This is a genomic window from Streptomyces sp. NPDC091292 (assembly GCF_044757265.1).
In the GTDB taxonomy this organism is placed as follows: domain Bacteria; phylum Actinomycetota; class Actinomycetes; order Streptomycetales; family Streptomycetaceae; genus Streptomyces.
Genome location: NZ_JBIVUQ010000001.1, coordinates 1 through 20,370 on the forward strand (window position 1 = coordinate 1; position 20,370 = coordinate 20,370).

The 20,370-nt window shown below is 71.1% G+C and carries 14 protein-coding genes, 1 rRNA gene and 1 pseudogene; 9 read left to right on the forward strand and 7 right to left on the reverse strand.

Translation table 11 applies throughout. The features are described 5' to 3' along the window. Positions 1 to 161 precede the first annotated feature (161 nt). Positions 162 to 278: ribosomal RNA gene (gene rrf, locus ACIQNU_RS00005) — 5S ribosomal RNA — on the forward strand. Positions 279 to 368: 90 nt separating this feature from the next. Here the strand turns inward: rrf and ACIQNU_RS00010 are convergent. The 5 genes from ACIQNU_RS00010 to ACIQNU_RS00030 are packed head-to-tail and all read right to left on the reverse strand — an operon-like array spanning position 369 to position 6,135. Next, positions 369 to 1,679 carry a DUF58 domain-containing protein gene (locus ACIQNU_RS00010; RefSeq protein ID WP_401358947.1) on the reverse strand — a complete coding sequence of 437 codons (1,311 nt, stop codon included), beginning with the start codon at positions 1,677 to 1,679 and terminating at the stop codon, positions 369 to 371. A gap of 11 nt (positions 1,680 to 1,690) precedes the next feature. Beyond that, on the reverse strand, positions 1,691 to 2,680 hold the full coding sequence (locus ACIQNU_RS00015) for an AAA family ATPase (RefSeq protein WP_401362298.1): 990 nt from the start codon (positions 2,678 to 2,680) through the stop codon (positions 1,691 to 1,693). After that, the gene (locus tag ACIQNU_RS00020; protein ID WP_401358949.1) at positions 2,680 to 3,888 is read right to left on the reverse strand and encodes a DUF4350 domain-containing protein; all 1,209 of its coding nucleotides are present in this window, start codon (positions 3,886 to 3,888) and stop codon (positions 2,680 to 2,682) included. Before ACIQNU_RS00020 ends, ACIQNU_RS00015 begins: the two co-directional genes overlap by 1 nt. Beyond that, positions 3,885 to 4,586 carry a DUF4129 domain-containing protein gene (locus ACIQNU_RS00025; RefSeq protein WP_401358952.1) on the reverse strand — a complete coding sequence of 234 codons (702 nt, stop codon included), beginning with the start codon at positions 4,584 to 4,586 and terminating at the stop codon, positions 3,885 to 3,887. The genes ACIQNU_RS00020 and ACIQNU_RS00025 overlap by 4 nt, the downstream gene beginning before the upstream one ends. Before the next feature lie 4 nt (positions 4,587 to 4,590). Continuing rightward, entirely contained in the window at positions 4,591 to 6,135 is a 1,545-nt protein-coding gene (locus tag ACIQNU_RS00030) for a glycerophosphoryl diester phosphodiesterase membrane domain-containing protein (protein WP_401358954.1), read from the reverse strand. A gap of 212 nt (positions 6,136 to 6,347) precedes the next feature. Between ACIQNU_RS00030 and mtnA the strand changes: the two are divergent. The 7 genes and pseudogenes from mtnA (at position 6,348) to ACIQNU_RS00065 (ending at position 15,323) form a co-directional block, all read left to right on the forward strand. Next, positions 6,348 to 7,497, forward strand: a pseudogene (gene mtnA / locus ACIQNU_RS00035) (S-methyl-5-thioribose-1-phosphate isomerase). Between the two features lie 4 nt (positions 7,498 to 7,501). Further along, positions 7,502 to 8,191 carry a two-component system response regulator MtrA gene (mtrA, locus tag ACIQNU_RS00040; RefSeq protein WP_187283109.1) on the forward strand — a complete coding sequence of 230 codons (690 nt, stop codon included), beginning with the start codon at positions 7,502 to 7,504 and terminating at the stop codon, positions 8,189 to 8,191. 1 nt (position 8,192) lies between these two features. Then, a complete protein-coding gene (mtrB, locus tag ACIQNU_RS00045; protein WP_401358957.1) occupies positions 8,193 to 10,493 on the forward strand; it encodes an MtrAB system histidine kinase MtrB in 2,301 nt (766 codons plus the stop codon). Beyond that, positions 10,483 to 12,318 (forward strand): LpqB family beta-propeller domain-containing protein, encoded by a 1,836-nt coding sequence (locus tag ACIQNU_RS00050; RefSeq protein ID WP_401358960.1) that lies wholly within the window; start codon positions 10,483 to 10,485, stop codon positions 12,316 to 12,318. The genes mtrB and ACIQNU_RS00050 overlap by 11 nt, the downstream gene beginning before the upstream one ends. Before the next feature lie 113 nt (positions 12,319 to 12,431). Then, positions 12,432 to 13,346 (forward strand): ComF family protein, encoded by a 915-nt coding sequence (locus ACIQNU_RS00055; protein ID WP_401362301.1) that lies wholly within the window; start codon positions 12,432 to 12,434, stop codon positions 13,344 to 13,346. A gap of 323 nt (positions 13,347 to 13,669) precedes the next feature. Continuing rightward, a complete protein-coding gene (hpf, locus tag ACIQNU_RS00060) occupies positions 13,670 to 14,365 on the forward strand; it encodes a ribosome hibernation-promoting factor, HPF/YfiA family (protein WP_401362304.1) in 696 nt (231 codons plus the stop codon). Positions 14,366 to 14,579: 214 nt separating this feature from the next. Then, positions 14,580 to 15,323: a response regulator gene (locus ACIQNU_RS00065; protein WP_401358962.1), complete on the forward strand. Its 744-nt coding sequence runs from the start codon at positions 14,580 to 14,582 to the stop codon at positions 15,321 to 15,323. Between the two features lie 47 nt (positions 15,324 to 15,370). On the opposite strand, the gene ACIQNU_RS00070 is transcribed toward ACIQNU_RS00065, so the two are convergent. Continuing rightward, positions 15,371 to 16,552: a winged helix-turn-helix domain-containing protein gene (locus tag ACIQNU_RS00070; protein ID WP_401358965.1), complete on the reverse strand. Its 1,182-nt coding sequence runs from the start codon at positions 16,550 to 16,552 to the stop codon at positions 15,371 to 15,373. Beyond that, positions 16,549 to 17,250, reverse strand: a complete 702-nt coding sequence (locus ACIQNU_RS00075; protein ID WP_401358967.1) for a GNAT family N-acetyltransferase — start codon at positions 17,248 to 17,250, stop codon at positions 16,549 to 16,551. Before ACIQNU_RS00075 ends, ACIQNU_RS00070 begins: the two co-directional genes overlap by 4 nt. 233 nt (positions 17,251 to 17,483) lie before the next feature. Between ACIQNU_RS00075 and secA the strand changes: the two genes are divergently transcribed. After that, entirely contained in the window at positions 17,484 to 20,303 is a 2,820-nt protein-coding gene (gene secA, locus ACIQNU_RS00080; protein ID WP_401358969.1) for a preprotein translocase subunit SecA, read from the forward strand. Positions 20,304 to 20,370 lie beyond the last annotated feature (67 nt).

The following is a 20,370-nucleotide window of genomic DNA, read 5'->3' on the forward strand; positions in this document are numbered from 1 at the left end:
GTTGATAGGCCAGATCTGGAAGCCCTGTAAGGGGTGGAGGTGACTGGTACTAATAGGCCGAGGGCTTGTCCTCAGTTGCTCGCGTCCACTGTGTTGGTTCTGAAACCACGAACAACCGTTGTAGCCATGTGCCACGGCTCCGGTTGACTGTTTCATAGTGTTTCGGTGGTCATAGCGTGAGGGAAACGCCCGGTTACATTCCGAACCCGGAAGCTAAGCCTCACAGCGCCGATGGTACTGCAGGGGGGACCCTGTGGGAGAGTAGGACACCGCCGAACTATTTTTAGGGGAAAGCCCCCGCACCTCAGGTGCGGGGGCTTTTTCGTTTTACGGGCCTTCAGGCCTTCGGGCCTTTCCCGGCCGCCTTTTCAGAGGCGGCCGGCTGCTTTGAGGGATAGATAGGCGTCTGCCAGTGCTGGGGCCAGGTTCGAGGGAGTGGCGTCGACGACGGTGACGCCGTGGCGGGTCAGTTGTTCCGCGGTGCGACGGCGTTCCGACTGGGCCTGTGCCGCTGCGGCAGCCTCGTACACCGCGTCCGTGTTTCCCCGGGCGGACGCCATGGCTTCGATGTGAGGGTCCGCGACGGCCGCTACCAGGACGGTGTGTCGCTGTGTGAGGCGGCTCAGGACCGGGAGCAGGCCCTCCTCGATGGGGGCCGCGTCGAGGCTGGTCAGGAGGACGATCAGGGAGCGTCGGGCGGCGGTGCGGAGGGCTGTCGCTGTGAGTCCTCGGGCATCCGTCTCGATCAGTTCGGGTTCGAGCGGGGCCATCGCGTTGACCAGTGCCGGAAGGACCTCGCCCGCGGCGCGGCCCTGGACCAGGGCCCGTACCCGGCGGTCGTACGCCAGGAGGTCGACGCGGTCGCCCGCGCGGGATGCGAGGGCGGCGAGGAGCAGGGCCGCGTCCATGGAGGCGTCGAGACGGGGGGCGTCGCCGACGCGGCCGGCTGAGGTGCGGCCCGTGTCGAGGACGATCAGGATGCGGCGGTCGCGTTCCGGGCGCCAGGTGCGGACGGCGACCGTGGAGTGGCGGGCCGTGGCGCGCCAGTCGATGGAACGGGTGTCGTCGCCGGGGACGTACTCGCGGAGGCTGTCGAACTCGGTGCCCTCGCCGCGGGTCAGGACGCTGGTACGGCCGTCGAGTTCACGGAGACGGGCCAGCTTCGACGGGAGATGTTTACGGCTGTGGAACGGCGGAAGGACACGCACCGTCCACGGCACCTTATGGGTGCCCTGGCGGTTGAACAGGCCCAGAGGGCCGGATGAGCGGATCGTGACGCGGTCGGCCTGGCGGTCGCCGCGGCGGGTCGGGCGCAGGCGGGTCGTGACGCGACGGCGTTCGCCCGGCGGGACCCTCAGGGCGTGCCGGGACGCCTCGACCTCGGTGCCGGGCTGCCAGGTGCTCGGTGGCCATCCGTCGCGCAGCTGGGCGCGCAGCGGGCGGCGGGTGGGGTTGGTGACCGTCAGGGTGACCTCGGCGGGATCTCCGAGGCGTACCGAGGTGTCGCCGGTGCGGGTCAGGCCCAGGCGGCGTACGGGGGCGGCGAGTGCGAAGTCGCAGGCGCACGCCAGGGCCAGCGGGACATTGACGGCGAGGATGCCTGACCAACTGGGGTCCCAGAGGCCCACGGGGAGGGTGCCGATGGCCGCCACGAGGGCGGCGCGTCCGGTGAGTGCCATGGATCCTCGGCTCAGCGGGGTACGGGGACGTGGGCGAGGATCGCGTTGATGACGGAATCGGCCGTGACGCCCTCCATCTCCGCTTCGGGGCGGAGCTGGACGCGGTGGCGGAGTGTGGGCAGCGCGAGCGCTTTCACGTCGTCAGGGATGACGTAGTCGCGGCCTGTGAGCCATGCCCACGCGCGCGCGGTCGACAGCAGGGCCGTCGCGCCGCGCGGGGAGACGCCGAGTGTGAGGGACGGCGATTCGCGGGTGGCGCGGCAGATGTCGACGACGTAGCCGGTGATCTCGGGCGAGACGGACGTCTTGGCGACGGCCGCGCGGGCGGCCTCCAGGTCGCCGGGGCCCGCGACGGGGCGTATGCCGGCGGCGCGCAGGTCGCGTGGGTTGAAGCCGTCCGCGTGGCGCGTCAGGACGTTTATCTCATCCTGGCGGGTGGGCAGAGGGACCGTCAGTTTGAGGAGGAAACGGTCCAGTTGGGCTTCGGGGAGCGGGTAGGTGCCCTCGTACTCGACGGGGTTCTGTGTCGCGGCGACGAGGAACGGCTCGGGGAGCGGGCGGGGGGTGCCGTCGACCGTGACCTGTCGCTCCTCCATCGCTTCGAGGAGGGACGACTGGGTCTTCGGAGGGGTGCGGTTGATCTCGTCCGCGAGGAGGAGGTTGGTGAAGACCGGGCCGGGCTGGAAGGAGAACTCGGCCGTGCGGGTGTCGTAGACGAGGGAGCCCGTGATGTCGCTGGGCATCAGGTCGGGGGTGAACTGGACGCGCTTGGTGTCGAGTTCGAGGGACGCGGCGAGGGCGCGGACGAGCAGGGTCTTCGCGACGCCGGGGACGCCTTCGAGGAGGACGTGGCCTCGGCACAGGAGCGCGACGACGAGGCCCGTGACGGCGGGGTCCTGACCGACCACGGCCTTGGCGATCTCCGCGCGCAGAGCCTCCAAAGAGGCCCGTGAGCTGCGGGAATCCCCGGTGGTACCGGCATTGTCAGTGGTCGGGTCCATCATGAAGTGCGTACCTCTCTTTCGAGGGCGTCGAGTTGGTCGGCGAGGGCGATCAGGGCCGCGTCGTCGCCCGGCGGCGGCCCGAAGAGGAGCGGGTGCAGGTCGCCGCCCGGCGTGCGGAGCCGGGCGGTGAGTGCGGGGATCAGGGACTCGGGCGCGTGGGCCTGGGCGGGGGAGACACCGACGAGGGGGGCGAGCCGGGTGCGGGTCGCGGAGCGAAGAGCGGAGGCGGCGCGTTCGCGCGCGTTGGCCTTGCGGTAGAGGCGGGCGCGGCCTTCGACGGACTCGGAGGCGCGGATCGCGACGGGGAGACGTTCGGGCACCAGGGGGCCCAGTCGGCGTGCCCGCCAGAAGGCGGCGAGTACGCAGGCGAAGGCGAGTTGCAGGGTGCCCCAGAGCCAGCCGGACGGGATCAGGTCGAAGAAGCTGCGGTCGCCGCCGGCCGTGTCGTCGGAGAGCGAGGGGAGGTACCAGACCAGATGAGGGCGGGAGCCGAGGAGTTGCAGGGCGAGCGAGGCGTTGCCGTGCTGGTCGAGACGGTCGTTGTACAGCGAGTCGGGGGAGCCGAGGACGACGGTGTCGCCGTCGTGTCCGCCGGTGGCCGGGATCCGGACCAGCGTGGGCAGGTTGTCGCTCGGGTAGCAGGAGTTGGCGCCGGGCACGGTGGTGTCGTAGCGGTGGCCCCCGGTGTCCGCGTCGCCCGCGCGGCGCGCGTCGGGCAGGGCGCAGTCCGGGGTGAGCGTCGAGTCGTAGCTCGGGACGGGGTCCGCCGAGACGCCGGGGGCGAGTGTGCCGACGGAGAGCGCGCTGGGGGCGACCAGGACGGTCCGGCCGCCGGACCGTTCGGTCGCGGAGCGGAGCTTGGACTGCTGGTCGGCGGTGAGCAGGTCGGGCACGGCGACCAGGAGGGTGGTGTCGGCGCCAGCGGCCTGGGCGGCTTCGGCGCTGGTGGTCACCACGCGCGTGGACACGCCCCGGTCGGCGAGGAGTTCGCTGACGGCGCGGCTGCCGGACGGGTCGGCGGAGCGCGGGTCGAGGCGGCCGTGCTGCGCGCCGGAGCGGACCGTGGCGATGACGACGGCCGCGGCGAGGAGGATCACAGCGGCGAACAGCACTCCCCGCGCGCGTGTCCACACCTGGCGGGCGCCGGGGGATGCCGAGGTCGACGGGAGGGTGGCCTCGGCCGAGGGAAGGGTGGCCTCGGTCATTCGGCGGCCCCTCGGGTGAAGGCCGGGCCGGTGAGGACCGGTTTGGTGGCGTCCAGGTCGCGGTCCAGGTCGGAGAGGCGTGCGTATGCGTGGCTGTCGGCGGTGCGTCCGCCGTATGTGACGTCGTCGAAGTCGTGTGCCGCCGCGCGCAGGCGGTCCGCGTGGGACGGCAGGGGGCGGCCCGCTTCGGCGGCGGCCTCGTCGGCGGTGCGGCCGGGGCGCGGGTCGAGCAGGGCCCGTTCCTCCAGGGAGCGCACGACGGCGCGCATGCGTTCCTGGACGGCCTGGTTGAAGTGGCCCTGGGCGGCGTGCGCTTCGGCGGCGGCGCGGTGTTCGGCGGCGCTGCGCGGGCGGTCGTCGAAGAGGGGCGCGGACGACACGGGGGCGCGGCGCGGGGTGCCCAGGCGCCACCACAGCGCGAGGACGAGCGCCACGACCGCGAGCACGATGACGATCAGGCCGAGCGTGCCGCCCGGGGCCGCGCCGGACGCCGCGTTGAACAGGCGGTCGACCCAGTCCCAGAAGCGGTTCAGGGCGCGCTGGAGCAGGCTCGGGTCGTTCTCGTGGTACATCGGCTTGGACAGTTCGTCCTTGGCCGCCTCGCGCGCGGGGTCGCGCGGGATCGTCACCGGTGGCGCGTCGTCGCCGGTGCGGGCCCGCAGCAGTGCCGCCGTGACCGTTCCCCCCGTGATGCCCACCCCGTCAGCTCCCCGGAGTGGCGCCGGTCGCCTGGGAGCCGTAGCCGGGGAGGCCCGCCGCGCGCGCGAGTTCGAGGTCGAGGCCCTCGCGGCGGATCCGCTGGTCGATGTAGAGCAGCACCGAGACTCCGGAGCTGATCGGGAAGGTCAGCATCGAGGCGATGACCGAGCCGATGCCGCTGATGATGAGGAACGTCCAGCCGTAGGCGGCGGTGGTGCTTTCGAGGAAGCTGGTGAAGCCGTCGCCGCTCGCGATCCCCGCGATGAGGGTGAAGGGGATGACGATGATCGACGCCAGGACGTTCGCGATGATCCCCGCGAGGAGCTGGATGCCGAAGACGCGCCACCAGGAGCCGCGTACCAGCTTCGCGGAGCGGCCCATCGCCCTGCCGACGCCCTGCTTCTCCAGCATCAGCGCGGGCGAGGACAGCGAGAAGCGGACTGTCAGCCAGACCGCGACGACGAAACCCGCGATGCCACCGATCACGGCCAGGGCGACGCCGGCATCGGCGCTGCCGACGACGGCGATCAGGATGCCGGGCACCGTGCCGACGCCGATGGCGGCCACCGCGATCAGCGGCAGCAGCAGGGTCAGGCCGAGGAGTCCGAGGAGCTGCGGGCGGGCGCCGCGCCATGCCTCCTGGACGCTGATCTCCTTGCCGATGACCGCGCGGCTGATGACCGTCGTGAGCAGGGCCGTCGCGACGATCGTGCCGAGCAGGGTGACCAGCAGGACGAGGCCGGACGTCAGCAGGGCGGTGCCCAGGGCGCGGGTCAGCTCGTCGAGGGAGGCGCTCGGGTCGTCGAGGGCGCGGGTGCTTCTGTCGTCGAGGACGAGTCCCTGGAGCAGGACGACGGCGAGCTGGGTGACCACGGCGACGGTGAGCGAGATACCGAGGACGGTGCGCCAGTACGTACGCATCGTGGACACGGCGCCGTCGAGGATCTCGCCGACGCCGAGGGGGCGCAGCGGGATGACGCCGGGCTTGGCGGCGGGGGGTGGGCCCTGCCAGCCGCCCCAGCCGTAGCCGGGGCCTGTGGGGCCGGGGGCGCCCCAGCCGGGGCCTCCGGGGCCACCAGGGCCGCTCCAGCCGGGTCCGCCGGGGGCGCCCCAGCCGGGGCCACCGGGGCCACCGGGGCCGGTCGGGCCCTGGCCGCCCCAGCCCGGTCCTGCGGGGCCCTGGCCCCAGCCGGGGGCGCCGCCGGGGGCGCCCGGTGCCTGGCCGCCCCAGCCCGGCCCCGCGGGGGGCGGTGGCGGAGCCTGGCCCGGTACCTGACCAGGAATCTGTCCGGCTTCCTGGCCCGGACCGGCAGCTTGGCCCTGGCCCTGGCCCTGGCCCTGGCCCTGGCCCTGGCCTTGATCCTGACCCTGCGCTTGAGGGCCCGGTGCGGACCACTGGGCGGCCGGGGGCTGCTCCTTCGACCACTTCGAGTCGGGTCCGGTGGAATCCGTCGAGCCGTCCGAGGGCGTGTGGGGGCCGGGCGTACCAGGCTCCTGGCCGTCGGAGGGGGCGGATCCGGGCGAGGCCCAGCCCGGAGTGTCGTTCATCGTCGCTCCTTCGCGGTGCCGGTCCGCGGTCGCGGCGGCAGGTTGGCTGCCATCGTGCCACGCTGCGCGCGCGAGGGGACCGGGTGGACCGGGTGCACTGCGCGGACCCGGGTGCGGACCCGGCGTTCCGGGGGCCGGACCCCGTACTCTCCCGGTGCTCCCAGCGGATCCGCACCTTCTTTTGTCCCATGGGTACGGGGCAGACTGGGCGGATGGGTGATCAGTACGCGCGCTTGCGCGAGGACGCACGACCACCGGAGACTCCGGCGATCCGCTGGGACGACCCCCCCCGAAGGCCCCGTCGTGGTCCTTCTCGACCAGACCAGGCTCCCGGCCGAGGAAACCGAGCTGGTCTGTACGGACGCGCCGGCCCTCGTCCAGGCGATCCGCACCCTCGCCGTGCGGGGAGCGCCGCTGCTCGGGATCGCGGGTGCGTACGGGGTGGCGCTGGCGGCGGCGCGCGGATTCGACGTGGACGACGCGGCGAACGCCCTCGCGGACGCGCGGCCCACCGCGGTGAACCTCGGCCTCGGGGTGCGCAGGGCGCGCGCCGCGTACCGGGCCTGCGCCGAGGCGGGCGGCGACGCGGAGCAGGCGGCAGCGGCGGCCCTCGCGGCGGCGCGGGAGCTGCACGCGCAGGACGCGGAGGCCAGTACGCGGATGGCCCGGCACGGTCTCGCACTGCTCGACGAGTTGCTGCCCGGCGGGAATCACCGGATCCTGACACACTGCAACACCGGGGCACTGGTCTCGGGCGGTGAGGGCACGGCGTTCGCGGTGGCACTGGCCGCGCACCGGGAAGGGCGGCTGCGACGGCTGTGGGTGGACGAGACACGGCCCCTGCTCCAGGGCGCCCGGCTGACGGCGTGGGAAGCCGCCCGCAGAGGGATGGCGTACACGCTGCTGACGGACAATGCCGCAGGGTCCCTGTTCGCGGCGGGCGAGGTCGACGCGGTACTGATAGGCGCCGACCGGATCGCCGCCGACGGTTCGGTGGCGAACAAGGTGGGGAGCTATCCGCTCGCCGTCCTCGCCCGGTACCACCATGTGCCGTTCATCGTGGTGGCGCCGGTGACGACCGTCGATCCGGACACCCCGGACGGCGCGTCCATCGAGGTCGAACAGCGGCCCGGACACGAGGTGACGGAGGTCACGGCCCCGCGGATGGCGGGGGCCGGGACGGAAGCGGGGGGCGGGACCCCGGTGGCACCCCTGGGAACCCAGGCGTACAACCCGGCGTTCGATGTGACGCCACCCGAGCTGGTGACCGCCATCGTCACCGAAGAAGGCGCCGTATCGCCCGTGACAGCGGAGGCGCTGGGCGAGCTGTGTGCCAGGTCACGCCAGGTAACGATTAGCTAATGGGATGATGTCGTTTATGAAGGGACGAGTCCTTGTCGTCGACGACGACACGGCGCTGGCCGAGATGCTCGGCATTGTGCTGCGTGGTGAAGGTTTCGAGCCGTCGTTCGTCGCGGACGGCGACAAGGCGCTGGCCGCCTTTCGGGAGGCCAAGCCCGACCTGGTGCTGCTCGATCTGATGCTGCCGGGCCGCGACGGTATCGAGGTGTGCCGCCTGATCAGGGCGGAGTCCGGGGTGCCGATCGTGATGCTCACGGCCAAGAGCGACACCGTCGATGTCGTGGTGGGCCTGGAGTCCGGCGCCGACGACTACATCGTGAAGCCGTTCAAGCCGAAGGAGCTGGTGGCCCGGATCCGGGCCCGCCTGCGCCGCTCGGAGGAGCCCGCTCCGGAACAGCTCGCGATCGGTGATCTGGTGATCGACGTGGCCGGTCACTCCGTGAAGCGGGACGGGCAGTCGATCGCGCTCACCCCGCTGGAGTTCGACCTGCTGGTCGCGCTCGCCCGCAAGCCGTGGCAGGTCTTCACCCGCGAGGTCCTCCTCGAACAGGTCTGGGGCTACCGGCACGCGGCGGACACCCGCCTGGTCAATGTGCACGTACAGCGGCTGCGGTCCAAGGTCGAGAAGGACCCCGAGCGGCCCGAGATCGTGGTGACCGTGCGCGGCGTCGGCTACAAGGCCGGACCGAGCTGACATGCCCCGGGACGACAGTGCCGCGTCCGCCACGGCGACCGGGGTGCCGGGGCCGCGCGCGGGGCGGCCTGTCGGCCGGAGCACGGCACGCGCGCGGGTGGCGCGTTTCCTGGACGGCGGGCCGCTGCTCCAGGGCGGTGTGCAGGGCAGCAGTCCGCTGCTGCGGCTGTTCACCCGCTGGGTGCGGCGCCCGCTGCTGCCCGCCTTGCGACTGTGGCGCCGCAACATTCAGCTCAAGGTCGTCGCGACGACCCTGCTGATGTCGCTCGGCGTCGTCCTGCTGCTCGGCTTCGTCGTCATCGGCCAGGTCCGCAACGGCCTCCTCGACGCCAAGGTAAAGGCCTCGCAGAGCCAGGCGGTCGGCGGCTTCAAGGTCGCCGAATCGTCCGCCAAGGACGAGGGCCAGCGCGCCGGACAGGACGGCAACACCGCCGACGGGCGCATCGCGCAGAACTCGGCCGTGTGGCTGAACGACCTGGTGCAGTCGCTCTCCAGCGGCGGCCAGGGCGCGTTCAACGTGGTCACCCTCAGCTCCCCCGACGAAGGCGGCTCGGGCAGCGCGCGGGCCCCGCGCGGCTCCGGATACGTCGACGCGTCCGCGAGCGTCCCCGCGCCACTGCGCAGCCGCGTCGACCAGAACACCGGCCCGTCCCAGAGCTACACCCGCATCGTCTACAGCGACGGCCGCCCCTCCCAGCCCGGCCTGGTCATCGGCCGACAGCTCACCAGCCCGACGAGCGACCGCTACGAGCTGTACTACCTCTTCCCGCTCACCCAGGAGGAGAAGTCCCTCAGCCTCGTCAAGGGCACCCTGGCGACCGCGGGGCTCTTCGTCGTCGTCCTGCTCGGCGCCATCGCCTGGCTCGTCGTACGCCAGGTCGTCACCCCCGTACGCATGGCCGCCGGCATCGCCGAGCGGCTGTCCGCCGGGCGGCTCCAGGAGCGGATGAAGGTCACCGGCGAGGACGACATCGCGCGCCTGGGCGAGGCGTTCAACAAGATGGCGCAGAACCTCCAGCTCAAGATCCAGCAGCTCGAAGAGCTGTCGCGCATGCAGCGCCGCTTCGTGTCGGACGTCTCGCACGAACTGCGGACACCGCTGACGACCGTACGGATGGCCGCCGACGTCATCCATGAGGCGCGCGTCGACTTCGATCCGGTGACGGCGCGCTCGGCGGAACTGCTCGCCGACCAGCTCGACCGCTTCGAGTCACTGCTCGCCGACCTGCTGGAGATCAGCCGCTTCGACGCCGGCGCGGCGGCCCTGGAGGCCGAGGCGATAGACCTCCGCGAAGTCGTCCGCAGGGTCGTCGGCGGCGCCGAACCGCTCGCCGAGCGCAAAGGCACCCACATACGGATCGTCGGCAACCAGCAGCCCGTCGTCGCCGAAGCCGACGCACGCCGCGTGGAGCGCGTGCTGCGCAACCTCGTCGTCAACGCCGTCGAACACGGCGAGGGCAAGGACGTCATCGTCCGGCTCGCGTCGGCGGGCGGCGCCGTCGCCGTGGCCGTACGGGACTACGGCGTCGGCCTGAAACCCGGCGAGGCCACCCGCGTCTTCAGCCGCTTCTGGCGCGCCGACCCGGCCCGCGCCCGTACCACCGGCGGCACCGGCCTCGGCCTGTCCATCGCATTGGAGGACGCGCGGCTGCACGGCGGCTGGCTCCAGGCATGGGGCGAACCGGGCGGCGGCTCACAGTTCCGGCTCACCCTGCCCCGCACGGCCGACGAGCCGCTGCGCGGCTCACCGATACCCCTGGAACCGGAGGACTCGCGACGCCACCGCGGCCTCAGCGACGCCGGGCTTCCGCTCGGCGGCGGCGGCAAACTGGCGACCGTACCGGCACAGGCACCGGCGGCCGGGGCGCGCGGGGACCTGGTGCCGCCGATACCGGCGCGCACGCCGGTCGCACCCCGGCTGACGGCCGCCGGATCCGCCCCGACCGTGGACCCGACGGCGCTGCCGAGCAGCGGGTCGCGGGTCGTGGCCAGGCCGGGCACCGACGCACAGGCGCAGACGCAGGGCGTGGGGGCGCGCGGGGGGAGCGCCGGTACGGCGGTGGGGGCGGGCATGAGTACGGGTACGGGTGCGGGGGCGCCTGGTGGCGGACCGGTGGATCAGGGCGTGGGCGCGGACGAGCGGGCGGGCGTACGTGAGGACGAGCGCCGGAACGGGCCGGAGCACGGGCGGGAGAGCGGGCGGGACCCTGAGTACGGGAAACGGCCGAGCACGGCGGGGAGCGCGGGGAGCGTGGGGAGCGACAGTGGGAGCGGGCGAGGGGACGGATCGCGTGGGCGCTGACAACGGCCGCCGTACGCGGACGGTGCGCGGCGGAGTGGTGCTCGGCTGCTGCGCGGTGCTGCTCGCCGGGTGCGCGGGCATGCCCGACAACGGCGACGTACGCGGTGTGGACGCATCCCAGCTACCCGACTCACAGGTACGTGTGTTCGCCATGCCGCCGCGTGAGAACGCCGACCCCGCGGAGATCGTCCAGGGCTTCCTCGAAGCGCTGACCAGCGACGACCCGCAGTTCGACATGGCCCGCAAATACCTGACCGACGACGCCGCGAAGAAATGGCGCCCGGAGTCGACCACCACGGTCCTCACCGACGGCCCCAACGCGACCTCGGAACGGCCGGGCGACGACAGCGACGGCGGCCGGGTCTACACCCTCGGCGGAAGCCGCGTCGCCACCGTGGACGACCGCCACGCCTACGAACCCGCCCAGGGCACCTACAACGAAGCCGTCCACCTCACCCGCGACACCGGCCCCGGCAAGGAATGGCGCATCGACCAGCCGCCCGCCGGAGTCGTCCTCGGCGAGTCGGACTTCCACCGCATCTACGAGCCCGTCAACAAGTACTACTTCGCCGTCGGCACCTCCACCGGCGGCGAAGGCCAGGAAGGGCTCGTCGCCGACCCCGTGTACGTCCGCCAGCGCATCGATCCGATCACCCAGTCGGTGAAACTGCTCCTGGCCGGCCCGACCCGGTGGCTCGACCCGGTCGTCCGTTCCAGCTTCCCGTCCCGTACGCAGCTCAAGGCGGGCACCACCACGCTCACCCCCGACAGTCACAACGTGCTGAAGGTGCCGTTGAATTCGGCGGCCGACCGGGTCGGGCAGGCGCAGTGCACCAAAATGGCCGCGCAGGTGATCTTCACCTTGCAGGACTGGCCGTCCAACGGCGTCGACCAGGTGGAGCTGCAGCGGTCCGACGGATCCCAACTGTGCGTACTCAGCGACCAGTCCGCCGAGGCCATCGCACCGCAACGGTCCGTGGGGCGCCCCGACTCCCAGTACTTCCTGGACGCCAAACAGCGCCTGGTGCGCCTGCCGGGCAAGGGCACGGGCGTCGAACCGGAGCCCGTTCCCGGACCGCTCGGCGCCGGTACGCAGACGCTCGGTACCGCCGCCGTGTCCCGGGACGAGGGACGCGCCGCGGGCGTGTCGAGTGACCGGAAGTCGCTGTTCGTCAGCGCGCTCATCGCCGGTGCCTCGCTCGGCGACCCGGTGCTGGGCAGCAAGGCGACGCTGGAGAAGGACCGGCTGAGCACGCCCAGTTGGGACGGTCAGGGCGACCTGTGGGTGGCCGACCGCAACCCGAAGGACCCGCGCCTGCTGCTGCTCCTCCAGGGCGCGGGCGAACCCGTCGAGGTCAAGACGCCCGGTCTGGAAGGCAACCGCATCGAGGCGGTACGGGTCGCGGCCGACGGCGTACGGATCGCGCTGCTCGTCGAGGAGGACGGAAAGCGGACCCTCCGCGTCGGCCGGGTCGAACGTACCGGCGAACAGGGCAAGCCGACGGACGTCGCCGTCGTCGAAGCGCGTGCCGCCGCCCCGCAGATGGAGGAGGTCACCGCCATGTCCTGGGCAGGCGGCAGCCGCCTCGTCGTGGTCGGCCGCGAGGCCGGCGGGGTGCAGCAGATCCGGTATGTGCAGTGCGACGGCTCGGTACCCACGACGCCTGTCCTGCCGGGGCTGACCGGCGTACGGGAGATAGCGGCATCCGACGACGACCGGCTTCCGGTGGTCGCGCACTCGGACGACGGCATCGTGCGGCTGCCGCCCGGCGAGCCGTGGCAGACGGTGCTTCCGAAGGGGACGGCGCCGGTCTATCCCGGTTAGGCGGCGGTGCGATCCCCCGAAAGGGGCACCCCCCGCGGCACCCCGTGCCCGTTGTCCACAGCCCTTGTCCACAGGGGTGGCCGAATCCCGTCCACATGGGCACAGTGGTGAGTATGCGCAGGTGGTGGCAGGACCTCGCCGATCTGGTGTTGCCGGCCGAGTGCGGCGGTTGCGGAGCACCCCGGGCGATGCTCTGCGCCGAGTGCCGGGCCGCGCTGACCGGCGCCGGGCCGCGCCGGGTGCGGCCGGCGCCCACGCCACGGGGGCTGCCGGTGGTGTGCGCGGCGGTGCCGTACCAGGACGCGGTACGGGCGCTGCTGCTCGCGCACAAGGAGCGCGGCGCGCTCGGACTGGCGGGACCGCTGGGCGAGAGCTTGGCGGGGGCGGTGCGGGGAGTGGTGGGTGGGGGAGGGGGTGGGGGTGGGGCCCCCGATGCCCCCCACGCCCACGGCCTCGCCCCCCGGATCTTCGCCCCGCTCATCCTCGTCCCCCTCCCCTCGGCACCGCGTGCCACTCGGGCGCGTGGGCACGACCCCATGCGGCGGATCGCGCTCGCTGCCGCGCGTGTGCTGCGGGGTGCCGGGCATTCGGTGAGGGTGATCCCGTTGCTGCGCCAGCGGCGGCCCGTTGCCGACCAGGCCGGGCTCAACTCCCGGGAGCGCCGCGTGAACATGGCGGGCGCGTTGCACGTACCGACGGGAGGGGCACGGTTGTTGGCCGCCGGAACGCTGGGCGGCGAAGGCCGGGGGAGTGGTAGGGACGGAAGCCGGGGTCGTGGAACTCGTGGAGACCTCGGATCTCGTGGACAACCCGGAACTCCCCGAACTTCCGGAACTCACAGAGACCCGCTAACTCTCCGAAGTGGTCTCCGTGTACCCGGTCATGTCGTGCTCGTGGACGATCTGATGACCACCGGGGCGTCATTGAGTGAGGGCGCCCGCGCATTACGTGCTGCGGGCACCGAAATGAGGATCAGTGCAGCCGTGATCGCAGCCTCTCCGGATTCCTTCGATATAAACCGGAACTGACTGAGAACTTGCATCGTTGCAGGTAGTGAGGGGTTTAATTCACCTGAACAGAGGTGAGGCAGTAGAGAGGGTGACGGCGTCAGGCCGGGCGAGATATGTTCGGTTGTGAGGAATGGCGGACGCCGACCCTCGTATATCGGGATGCCCTGTCCGCAGTGTTGACGGGATTTTCACGAACACCCGGGAAGGTGGGGTGGAGATCTTGTCCACGGGGGAGGAGGAGGTGAAAGTCACCGAGTCCGAGGCTCCGGGGTGACCGGGGTCTGGTGCGAAAGGGAGAAGCTCCGCCGGTCGAGCGGAGCTATCCGGGAACGGAGTTCTGCGTGGACATCGTCGTCAAGGGCCGCAAGACCGAGGTGCCCGAGCGGTTCCGCAAGCACGTGGCCGAGAAGCTGAAGCTGGAGAAGATCCAGAAGCTCGACGGCAAGGTGATCAGCCTCGACGTGGAGGTGTCCAAGGAGCCCAACCCGCGACAGGCCGACCGCTGTGACCGAGTGGAGATCACGCTCCGCTCCCGCGGTCCGGTGATCCGGGCGGAGGCCGCGGCCAGTGACCCGTATGCGGCGCTCGATCTGGCGACGGACAAACTTGAGGCAAGGCTGCGCAAGCAGCACGACAAGCGGCGCACCCGCCGCGGCACCCAGCGGATCTCCGCTGCCGAGGTCGCCGACCGGGTTCCGGACGCCGCGCGTCTCAACGGGGACGGCTCGATCGCCAAGGAGGACCAGTCCGACGGCGATGTACCGGTCCTGAGGATGGGCCCGCTGGAGGTCAAGGGCGAAGGCCCCCTTGTCGTACGCGAGAAGACCCATGTCGCGTCCCCCATGAGCCTCGACCAGGCGCTCTACGAGATGGAGCTGGTCGGGCACGACTTTTATCTCTTCGTCGACTCCGAGACGAAGGAACCCAGCGTGGTCTATCGCCGCCACGCCTATGACTACGGCGTCATCCACCTCACGACCGACCCCATGGTCGCTCAGGCGCCGCCGCCCGGCGCGGGCGGCGCACTCGGCGGCTGAGAGGCCCCGTTCGCACCATGAACCGGTGCCCCTGGAGCGCCTGTGCGCCCCCAGGGGCACCCGCGTGCGACCCCCCGGTGAACGTCACGGTGGTCGCGTCGACGTCCGGGCATGAAATCATGGCGGCCACGCCAACCGGGTTGCTGCCGCCCCGGGTTGGCGCGAGACGACCGGCGGCGCGGAAGAGGGGCCATGGCCTTCAGGGGGAGGAACGATGGCGGACAGCTTCGGACCGATGCGTGACGAGGACGCCGGCGACGGCGCTGTCGGCGTGGTCCCGTTGGGCGCCCCCCGCAAGGAACCCATCCGGGTCCTCGTGGTGGACGACCACGCGCTGTTCCGCCGCGGTCTGGAGATCGTCCTCGCCGCCGAGGAGGACATCCAGGTCGTCGGCGAGGCGGCCGACGGGGCGGAGGCCGTCGACAAGGCGGCCGATCTGCTGCCCGACATCGTGCTGATGGATGTCCGGATGCCCAAGCGCGGCGGTATCGAGGCGTGCACCTCCATCAAGGAGGTGGCCCCCAGCGCGAAGATCATCATGCTGACGATCAGCGACGAGGAAGCCGATCTCTACGACGCGATCAAGGCCGGTGCCACGGGCTATCTCCTCAAGGAGATCTCCACGGACGAGGTGGCCACCGCGATCCGTGCCGTCGCGGACGGGCAGTCGCAGATCAGTCCGTCGATGGCGTCGAAGCTGCTCACCGAGTTCAAGTCGATGATCCAGCGCACCGACGAGCGCAGGCTTGTGCCCGCGCCCCGGCTCACCGACCGGGAGCTGGAGGTGCTGAAGCTGGTCGCCACCGGGATGAACAACCGGGACATCGCGAAGGAACTCTTCATCAGCGAGAACACCGTGAAGAACCATGTCCGCAACATCCTGGAGAAGCTGCAACTGCACTCCAGGATGGAGGCCGTGGTCTACGCGATGCGGGAGAAGATCCTGGAGATCAGGTAGTCCCGTCCGGCCTTCCGGCCCTCCGGCGATCACCGTGACCGCCCCGTTCAGGCGAGCGCCGTGACCAGTTGGGCGGCCAGCTCCGGGTGGTCGACGCGCTCGACGCGTACGGCGTCGCAGCCCACCCATTCCGCGGCTTCCCGCAGCGCCTGCGCCATCGGGGCCACCGCCTTCGGCGAGTCCAGGGACACCTGTTTCGCCACGAGCGTCCGGCCGTCGCGCGCGGGGTCGACGCGGCCCAGGAGCCGACCGCCGGACAGCAGCGGCATCGCGTAGTACCCGTGTATCCGCTTCGGCCGGGGCACGTACGCCTCCAGGCGGTGGGTGAAGCCGAAGATCCGCTCGGTACGGGCCCGCTCCCAGATGAGGGAGTCGAACGGGGACAGCAGGGTCGTACGGTGCCGGCCGCGCGGGATGGTTTCCAGGGCCGCCGGATCTGCCCAGGCGGGCTTGTCCCAGCCCTCGACCCGGACCGGCACCAGGCCGGAGTCGGCGACGACCGCGTCGAACTGCTCGCCCTTCACCCGGTGGTAGTCGGCGATGTCCGCGCGCGTGCCGACGCCCAGGGACTGGCCCGCCAGCCGGATCAGGCGCCGCAGACATTCGGTGTCGCTCAGTTCGTCGTGGAGCAGGTCGTCCGGGATGGCGCGCTCCGCCAGGTCGTAGACCCGCTTCCAGCCCCGGCGCTCCGTGCAGACCACCTCGCCGTACATCAGCGCCCGCTCCACGGCGACCTTCGAGGCGGACCAGTCCCACCACTCGCCGCCGTTCTTGGCGCCGCCCAACTCCGTCGCCGTCAGGGGGCCTTCGGCGCGGAGTTGTTTGATCACCTGTTCGTAGGTGCCGTCGGGCAGGTCGTGGTTCCAGTGCGGACGCGCGCGGTAGGCGCGGCGGCGGAACGCGAAGTGCGGCCACTCCTCGACGGGGAGGATGCATGCGGCATGGGACCAGTACTCGAAGGCGTGCGGTGCGGCGCCCTCGGTGCCCGGGGTCCAGTACGCCTGGTCCACCGTGGTGCGGCCGACGGCGCCCAGGCGTGCGTACGGGATCAGTTCGTGGGAGCGGGCCAGGACCGAGATGGTGTCGAGCTGGACCGCGCCCAGGTGCCGCAGCACCCCGCGCACGCCGCCCCTGCGGTCGGGGGAGCCCAGGAATCCCTGGGCGCGCAGGGCGATGCGGCGGGCCTCATCGGCGGAGAGGTCGACGGCGGAGCGCGGCACGGTGGTCATGCCTCGAAACGATAGAGGGCGCCACTGACATCGCCGGTGCCGGTGCCGGTGCCCGCACGTGGGCCGGCATCCGTGGCCAGGCCCGTCCCCGTACCCAGCCCCGCCCCCGTACCCATGCCCGCTTTCGAGCCCGGTGCGGGCAGGTACGGCTCGTGGGACGGGAGGTCCAGGTCCGACGGGAGGAGGGAGCCCACCCAGCAGTCGCGCAGGGTGCCCTTGTTCGGCAGGCCCGCGCGCAGTACGCCCTCGACGGTGAAACCGGCCTTCTCGGCGACCGCGCGGGAGCCCGCGTTGCCGACCTCGGCCCGCCATTCCAGGCGTGTACAGGCCAGGTCGCGGAAGGCCCAGCGGGCCAGCTCCAGGACGAACTCGGTCGTGTAGCCCCGGCCGCGGTGTTCCTTGGCGGTCCAGTAGCCGACCTCCCAGGCGCCGGAGCGGGGGTGGTGGAGGCTGGCGGCGGCGAGGAGCGGGCCGCCCTCGCGTGGGCGCACCGAGAAGGTGTACTCGGTGTCGTTGCGCCAGCCGTCCGGGACCATCCGGCCGGTGAAGCCTTTGGCGTCCCCGCGCGCGTAGGGCGACGGGATCGTCGTCCAGCGCTGGATGTCGGGGTCCTGGCAGGCGGCGAGGACCTCGTCGGTGTCGCCCGGCGTGAAGGGGCGCAGCAGCAGGCGTTCGGTGCGCAGTGTGAGGGGCTCCATCGCCCGCATTCTGCTCGCGCGCGTAGGCGTACGCCATCGCATTACGGGTAAGCGCGCGTGAGCACACCGTCACATTTCGTGCAGGGGTGCGGCACCTTCCGCGCCTCCCGTCCGTTGTCCTGGTGGCTCTCGTGTGGCCGCACCTCCCGGTGCGGTGCGGTCCTCGCATACGATGGCCGTTGCTCAACGGAATCCGACCGTGCCAGGCCCGACCGGCAAGGAGATCAACCCCCGTGTCCGTCCTCCAGAAGATCATGCGTGCAGGCGAAGGCAAGATCCTGCGCAAGCTGCACCGCATCGCGGACCAGGTCAACTCCATCGAAGAGGACTTCGTGTCCCTCTCCGACGCCGAGCTGCGCGCCCTCACCGAGGAGTACAAGGAGCGGTTCGCGGAGGGTGAGAGCCTCGACGACCTGTTGCCCGAAGCGTTCGCGACCGTCCGTGAGGCCGCCAAGCGCGTCCTGGGACAGCGCCACTACGACGTCCAGATCATGGGTGGCGCCGCCCTCCACCTCGGCTATGTCGCCGAGATGAAGACGGGCGAGGGCAAGACCCTGGTGGGCACGCTGCCCACGTATCTGAACGCGCTGTCCGACAAGGGCGTCCACCTGATCACGGTGAACGACTATCTGGCCGAGCGTGACTCCGAGATGATGGGCCGGGTCCACAAGTTCCTCGGCCTGAGCGTGGGCTGCATCCTGGCGAACATGACGCCGGCGCAGCGCCGCGAGCAGTACCAGTGCGACATCACGTACGGCACGAACAACGAGTTCGGCTTCGACTACCTGCGCGACAACATGGCGTGGTCGCAGGACGAGCTGGTGCAGCGCGGCCACAACTTCGCGGTGGTCGACGAGGTGGACTCGATCCTCGTGGACGAGGCGCGTACGCCGCTGATCATCTCGGGCCCCGCCGACCAGGCGACGAAGTGGTACAGCGACTTCGCGAAGCTCGTCACCCGCCTGAAGAAGGGCGAGCCCGGTAATCCTCTGAAGGGCATCGAGGAGACCGGTGACTATGAGGTGGACGAGAAGAAGCGCACGGTCGCCATCCACGAGTCCGGTGTCAGCAAGGTCGAGGACTGGCTGGGCATCGACAATCTCTACGAGTCGGTGAACACCCCGCTCGTGGGCTATCTGAACAACGCCATCAAGGCGAAGGAACTGTTCAAGAAGGACAAGGACTACGTCGTCATCGACGGCGAGGTCATGATCGTCGACGAGCACACCGGCCGTATCCTCGCGGGCCGCCGCTACAACGAGGGCATGCACCAGGCGATCGAGGCGAAGGAAGGGGTGGACATCAAGGACGAGAACCAGACGCTCGCGACGATCACCCTGCAGAACTTCTTCCGTCTCTACGACAAGCTGTCCGGTATGACCGGTACGGCCATGACGGAGGCCGCCGAGTTCCATCAGATCTACAAGCTGGGCGTCGTGCCGATCCCGACGAACCGGCCCATGATCCGCATGGACCAGTCCGACCTGATCTACCGCACCGAGGTCGCCAAGTTCGCGGCCGTCGTGGACGACATCGCGGAGAAGCACGAGAAGGGGCAGCCGATCCTCGTCGGCACCACCTCGGTCGAGAAGTCCGAGTACCTCTCGCAGCAGCTCTCCAAGCGCGGTGTGCAGCACGAGGTGCTGAACGCCAAGCAGCACGACCGTGAGGCGACGATCGTCGCCCAGGCCGGCCGCAAGGGCGCCGTGACCGTCGCCACGAACATGGCCGGCCGTGGTACGGACATCAAGCTCGGCGGCAACCCGGACGACCTCGCCGAGGCGGAGCTGCGGCAGCGCGGCCTTGACCCCGTCGAGCACGTCGAGGAGTGGGCCGCGGCGCTGCCCGCCGCGCTGGAGCGTGCCGAGGCGGCCGTGAAGTCGGAGTTCGAGGAGGTCAAGGACCTCGGCGGGCTCTACGTGCTGGGCACGGAGCGGCATGAGTCGCGGCGTATCGACAACCAGTTGCGTGGTCGTTCCGGCCGTCAGGGCGACCCCGGCGAGTCCCGGTTCTATCTCTCGCTCGGTGACGACCTGATGCGGCTGTTCAAGGCGCAGATGGTCGAGCGTGTGATGTCGATGGCGAATGTCCCGGACGACGTCCCGATCGAGAACAAGATGGTCACGCGCGCGATCGCGTCGGCCCAGTCGCAGGTCGAGCAGCAGAACTTCGAGACCCGGAAGAACGTCCTCAAGTACGACGAGGTCCTCAACCGGCAGCGTGAGGTCATCTACGGCGAGCGGCGCCGTGTCCTGGAGGGCGAGGACCTGCACGAGCAGGTGCAGCACTTCATGGACGACACCATCGACGCGTACATCCAGGCGGAGACCTCCGAGGGGTTCGCGGAGGAGTGGGACCTCGATCGGCTGTGGGGCGCCTTCCGGCAGTTGTACCCGGTGAAGGTCACCATCGACGAGCTGGAGGAGGCCGCGGGCGACCGCGCGGGCCTCACAGCCGAGTTCATCTCGGAGTCCATCAAGGACGACATCCACGAGCAGTACGAGGCGCGGGAGAAGCAGCTCGGCTCGGAGATCATGCGGGAGCTGGAGCGCCGGGTCGTCCTGTCGGTCCTGGACCGCAAGTGGCGTGAGCACCTCTACGAGATGGACTACCTCCAGGAGGGCATCGGTCTGCGTGCCATGGCGCAGAAGGACCCCCTGGTCGAGTACCAGCGCGAGGGCTTCGACATGTTCACGGCCATGATGGACGGCATCAAGGAGGAGTCCGTCGGCTATCTGTTCAACCTGGAGGTCCAGGTCGAGCAGCAGGTCGAGGAGGTCCCGGTCGAGGACGCGGCGCCGACGTCCCTGCAGAAGGGCCCGCAGGACGCCGTTCCGGCGGGTGGCGGGCGTCCGGAGATCCGCGCCAAGGGGCTCGACGCGCCGCAGCGGCCGGACCGGCTGCACTTCTCGGCGCCGACGGTCGACGGCGAGGGCGGTGTCGTCGAGGGCGACTTCGACAACGGCGGCGAGGAGGTCCGCTCCGAGTCGGACGGCCTCACGCGCGCGGAGCGCCGCAAGCAGCAGAAGGGCGGGCGTCGCCGCCGCAAGTAGTGCCGCAGGCGTGCGGTACGCCGTGACAGGTACGAGGTGAAGGGCCGGACTCTCGGGGGGTCCGGCC

What these genes read in the sequence shown, in the direction of transcription:
- ACIQNU_RS00065 (WP_401358962.1), top strand. Translation starts at nt 14,580, where the DNA reads ATGGCGGACAGCTTCGGACCGATGCGTGACGAGGACGCCGGCGACGGC.
- ACIQNU_RS00055 (WP_401362301.1), top strand. Translation starts at nt 12,432, where the DNA reads ATGCGCAGGTGGTGGCAGGACCTCGCCGATCTGGTGTTGCCGGCCGAG.
- ACIQNU_RS00075 (WP_401358967.1), bottom strand. Translation starts at nt 17,250, where the DNA reads ATGGAGCCCCTCACACTGCGCACCGAACGCCTGCTGCTGCGCCCCTTC.
- ACIQNU_RS00015 (WP_401362298.1), bottom strand. Translation starts at nt 2,680, where the DNA reads ATGGACCCGACCACTGACAATGCCGGTACCACCGGGGATTCCCGCAGC.
- ACIQNU_RS00030 (WP_401358954.1), bottom strand. Translation starts at nt 6,135, where the DNA reads ATGAACGACACTCCGGGCTGGGCCTCGCCCGGATCCGCCCCCTCCGAC.
- ACIQNU_RS00010 (WP_401358947.1), bottom strand. Translation starts at nt 1,679, where the DNA reads ATGGCACTCACCGGACGCGCCGCCCTCGTGGCGGCCATCGGCACCCTC.
- ACIQNU_RS00020 (WP_401358949.1), bottom strand. Translation starts at nt 3,888, where the DNA reads ATGACCGAGGCCACCCTTCCCTCGGCCGAGGCCACCCTCCCGTCGACC.
- mtrA (WP_187283109.1), top strand. Translation starts at nt 7,502, where the DNA reads ATGATGTCGTTTATGAAGGGACGAGTCCTTGTCGTCGACGACGACACG.
- ACIQNU_RS00070 (WP_401358965.1), bottom strand. Translation starts at nt 16,552, where the DNA reads ATGACCACCGTGCCGCGCTCCGCCGTCGACCTCTCCGCCGATGAGGCC.
- mtrB (WP_401358957.1), top strand. Translation starts at nt 8,193, where the DNA reads ATGCCCCGGGACGACAGTGCCGCGTCCGCCACGGCGACCGGGGTGCCG.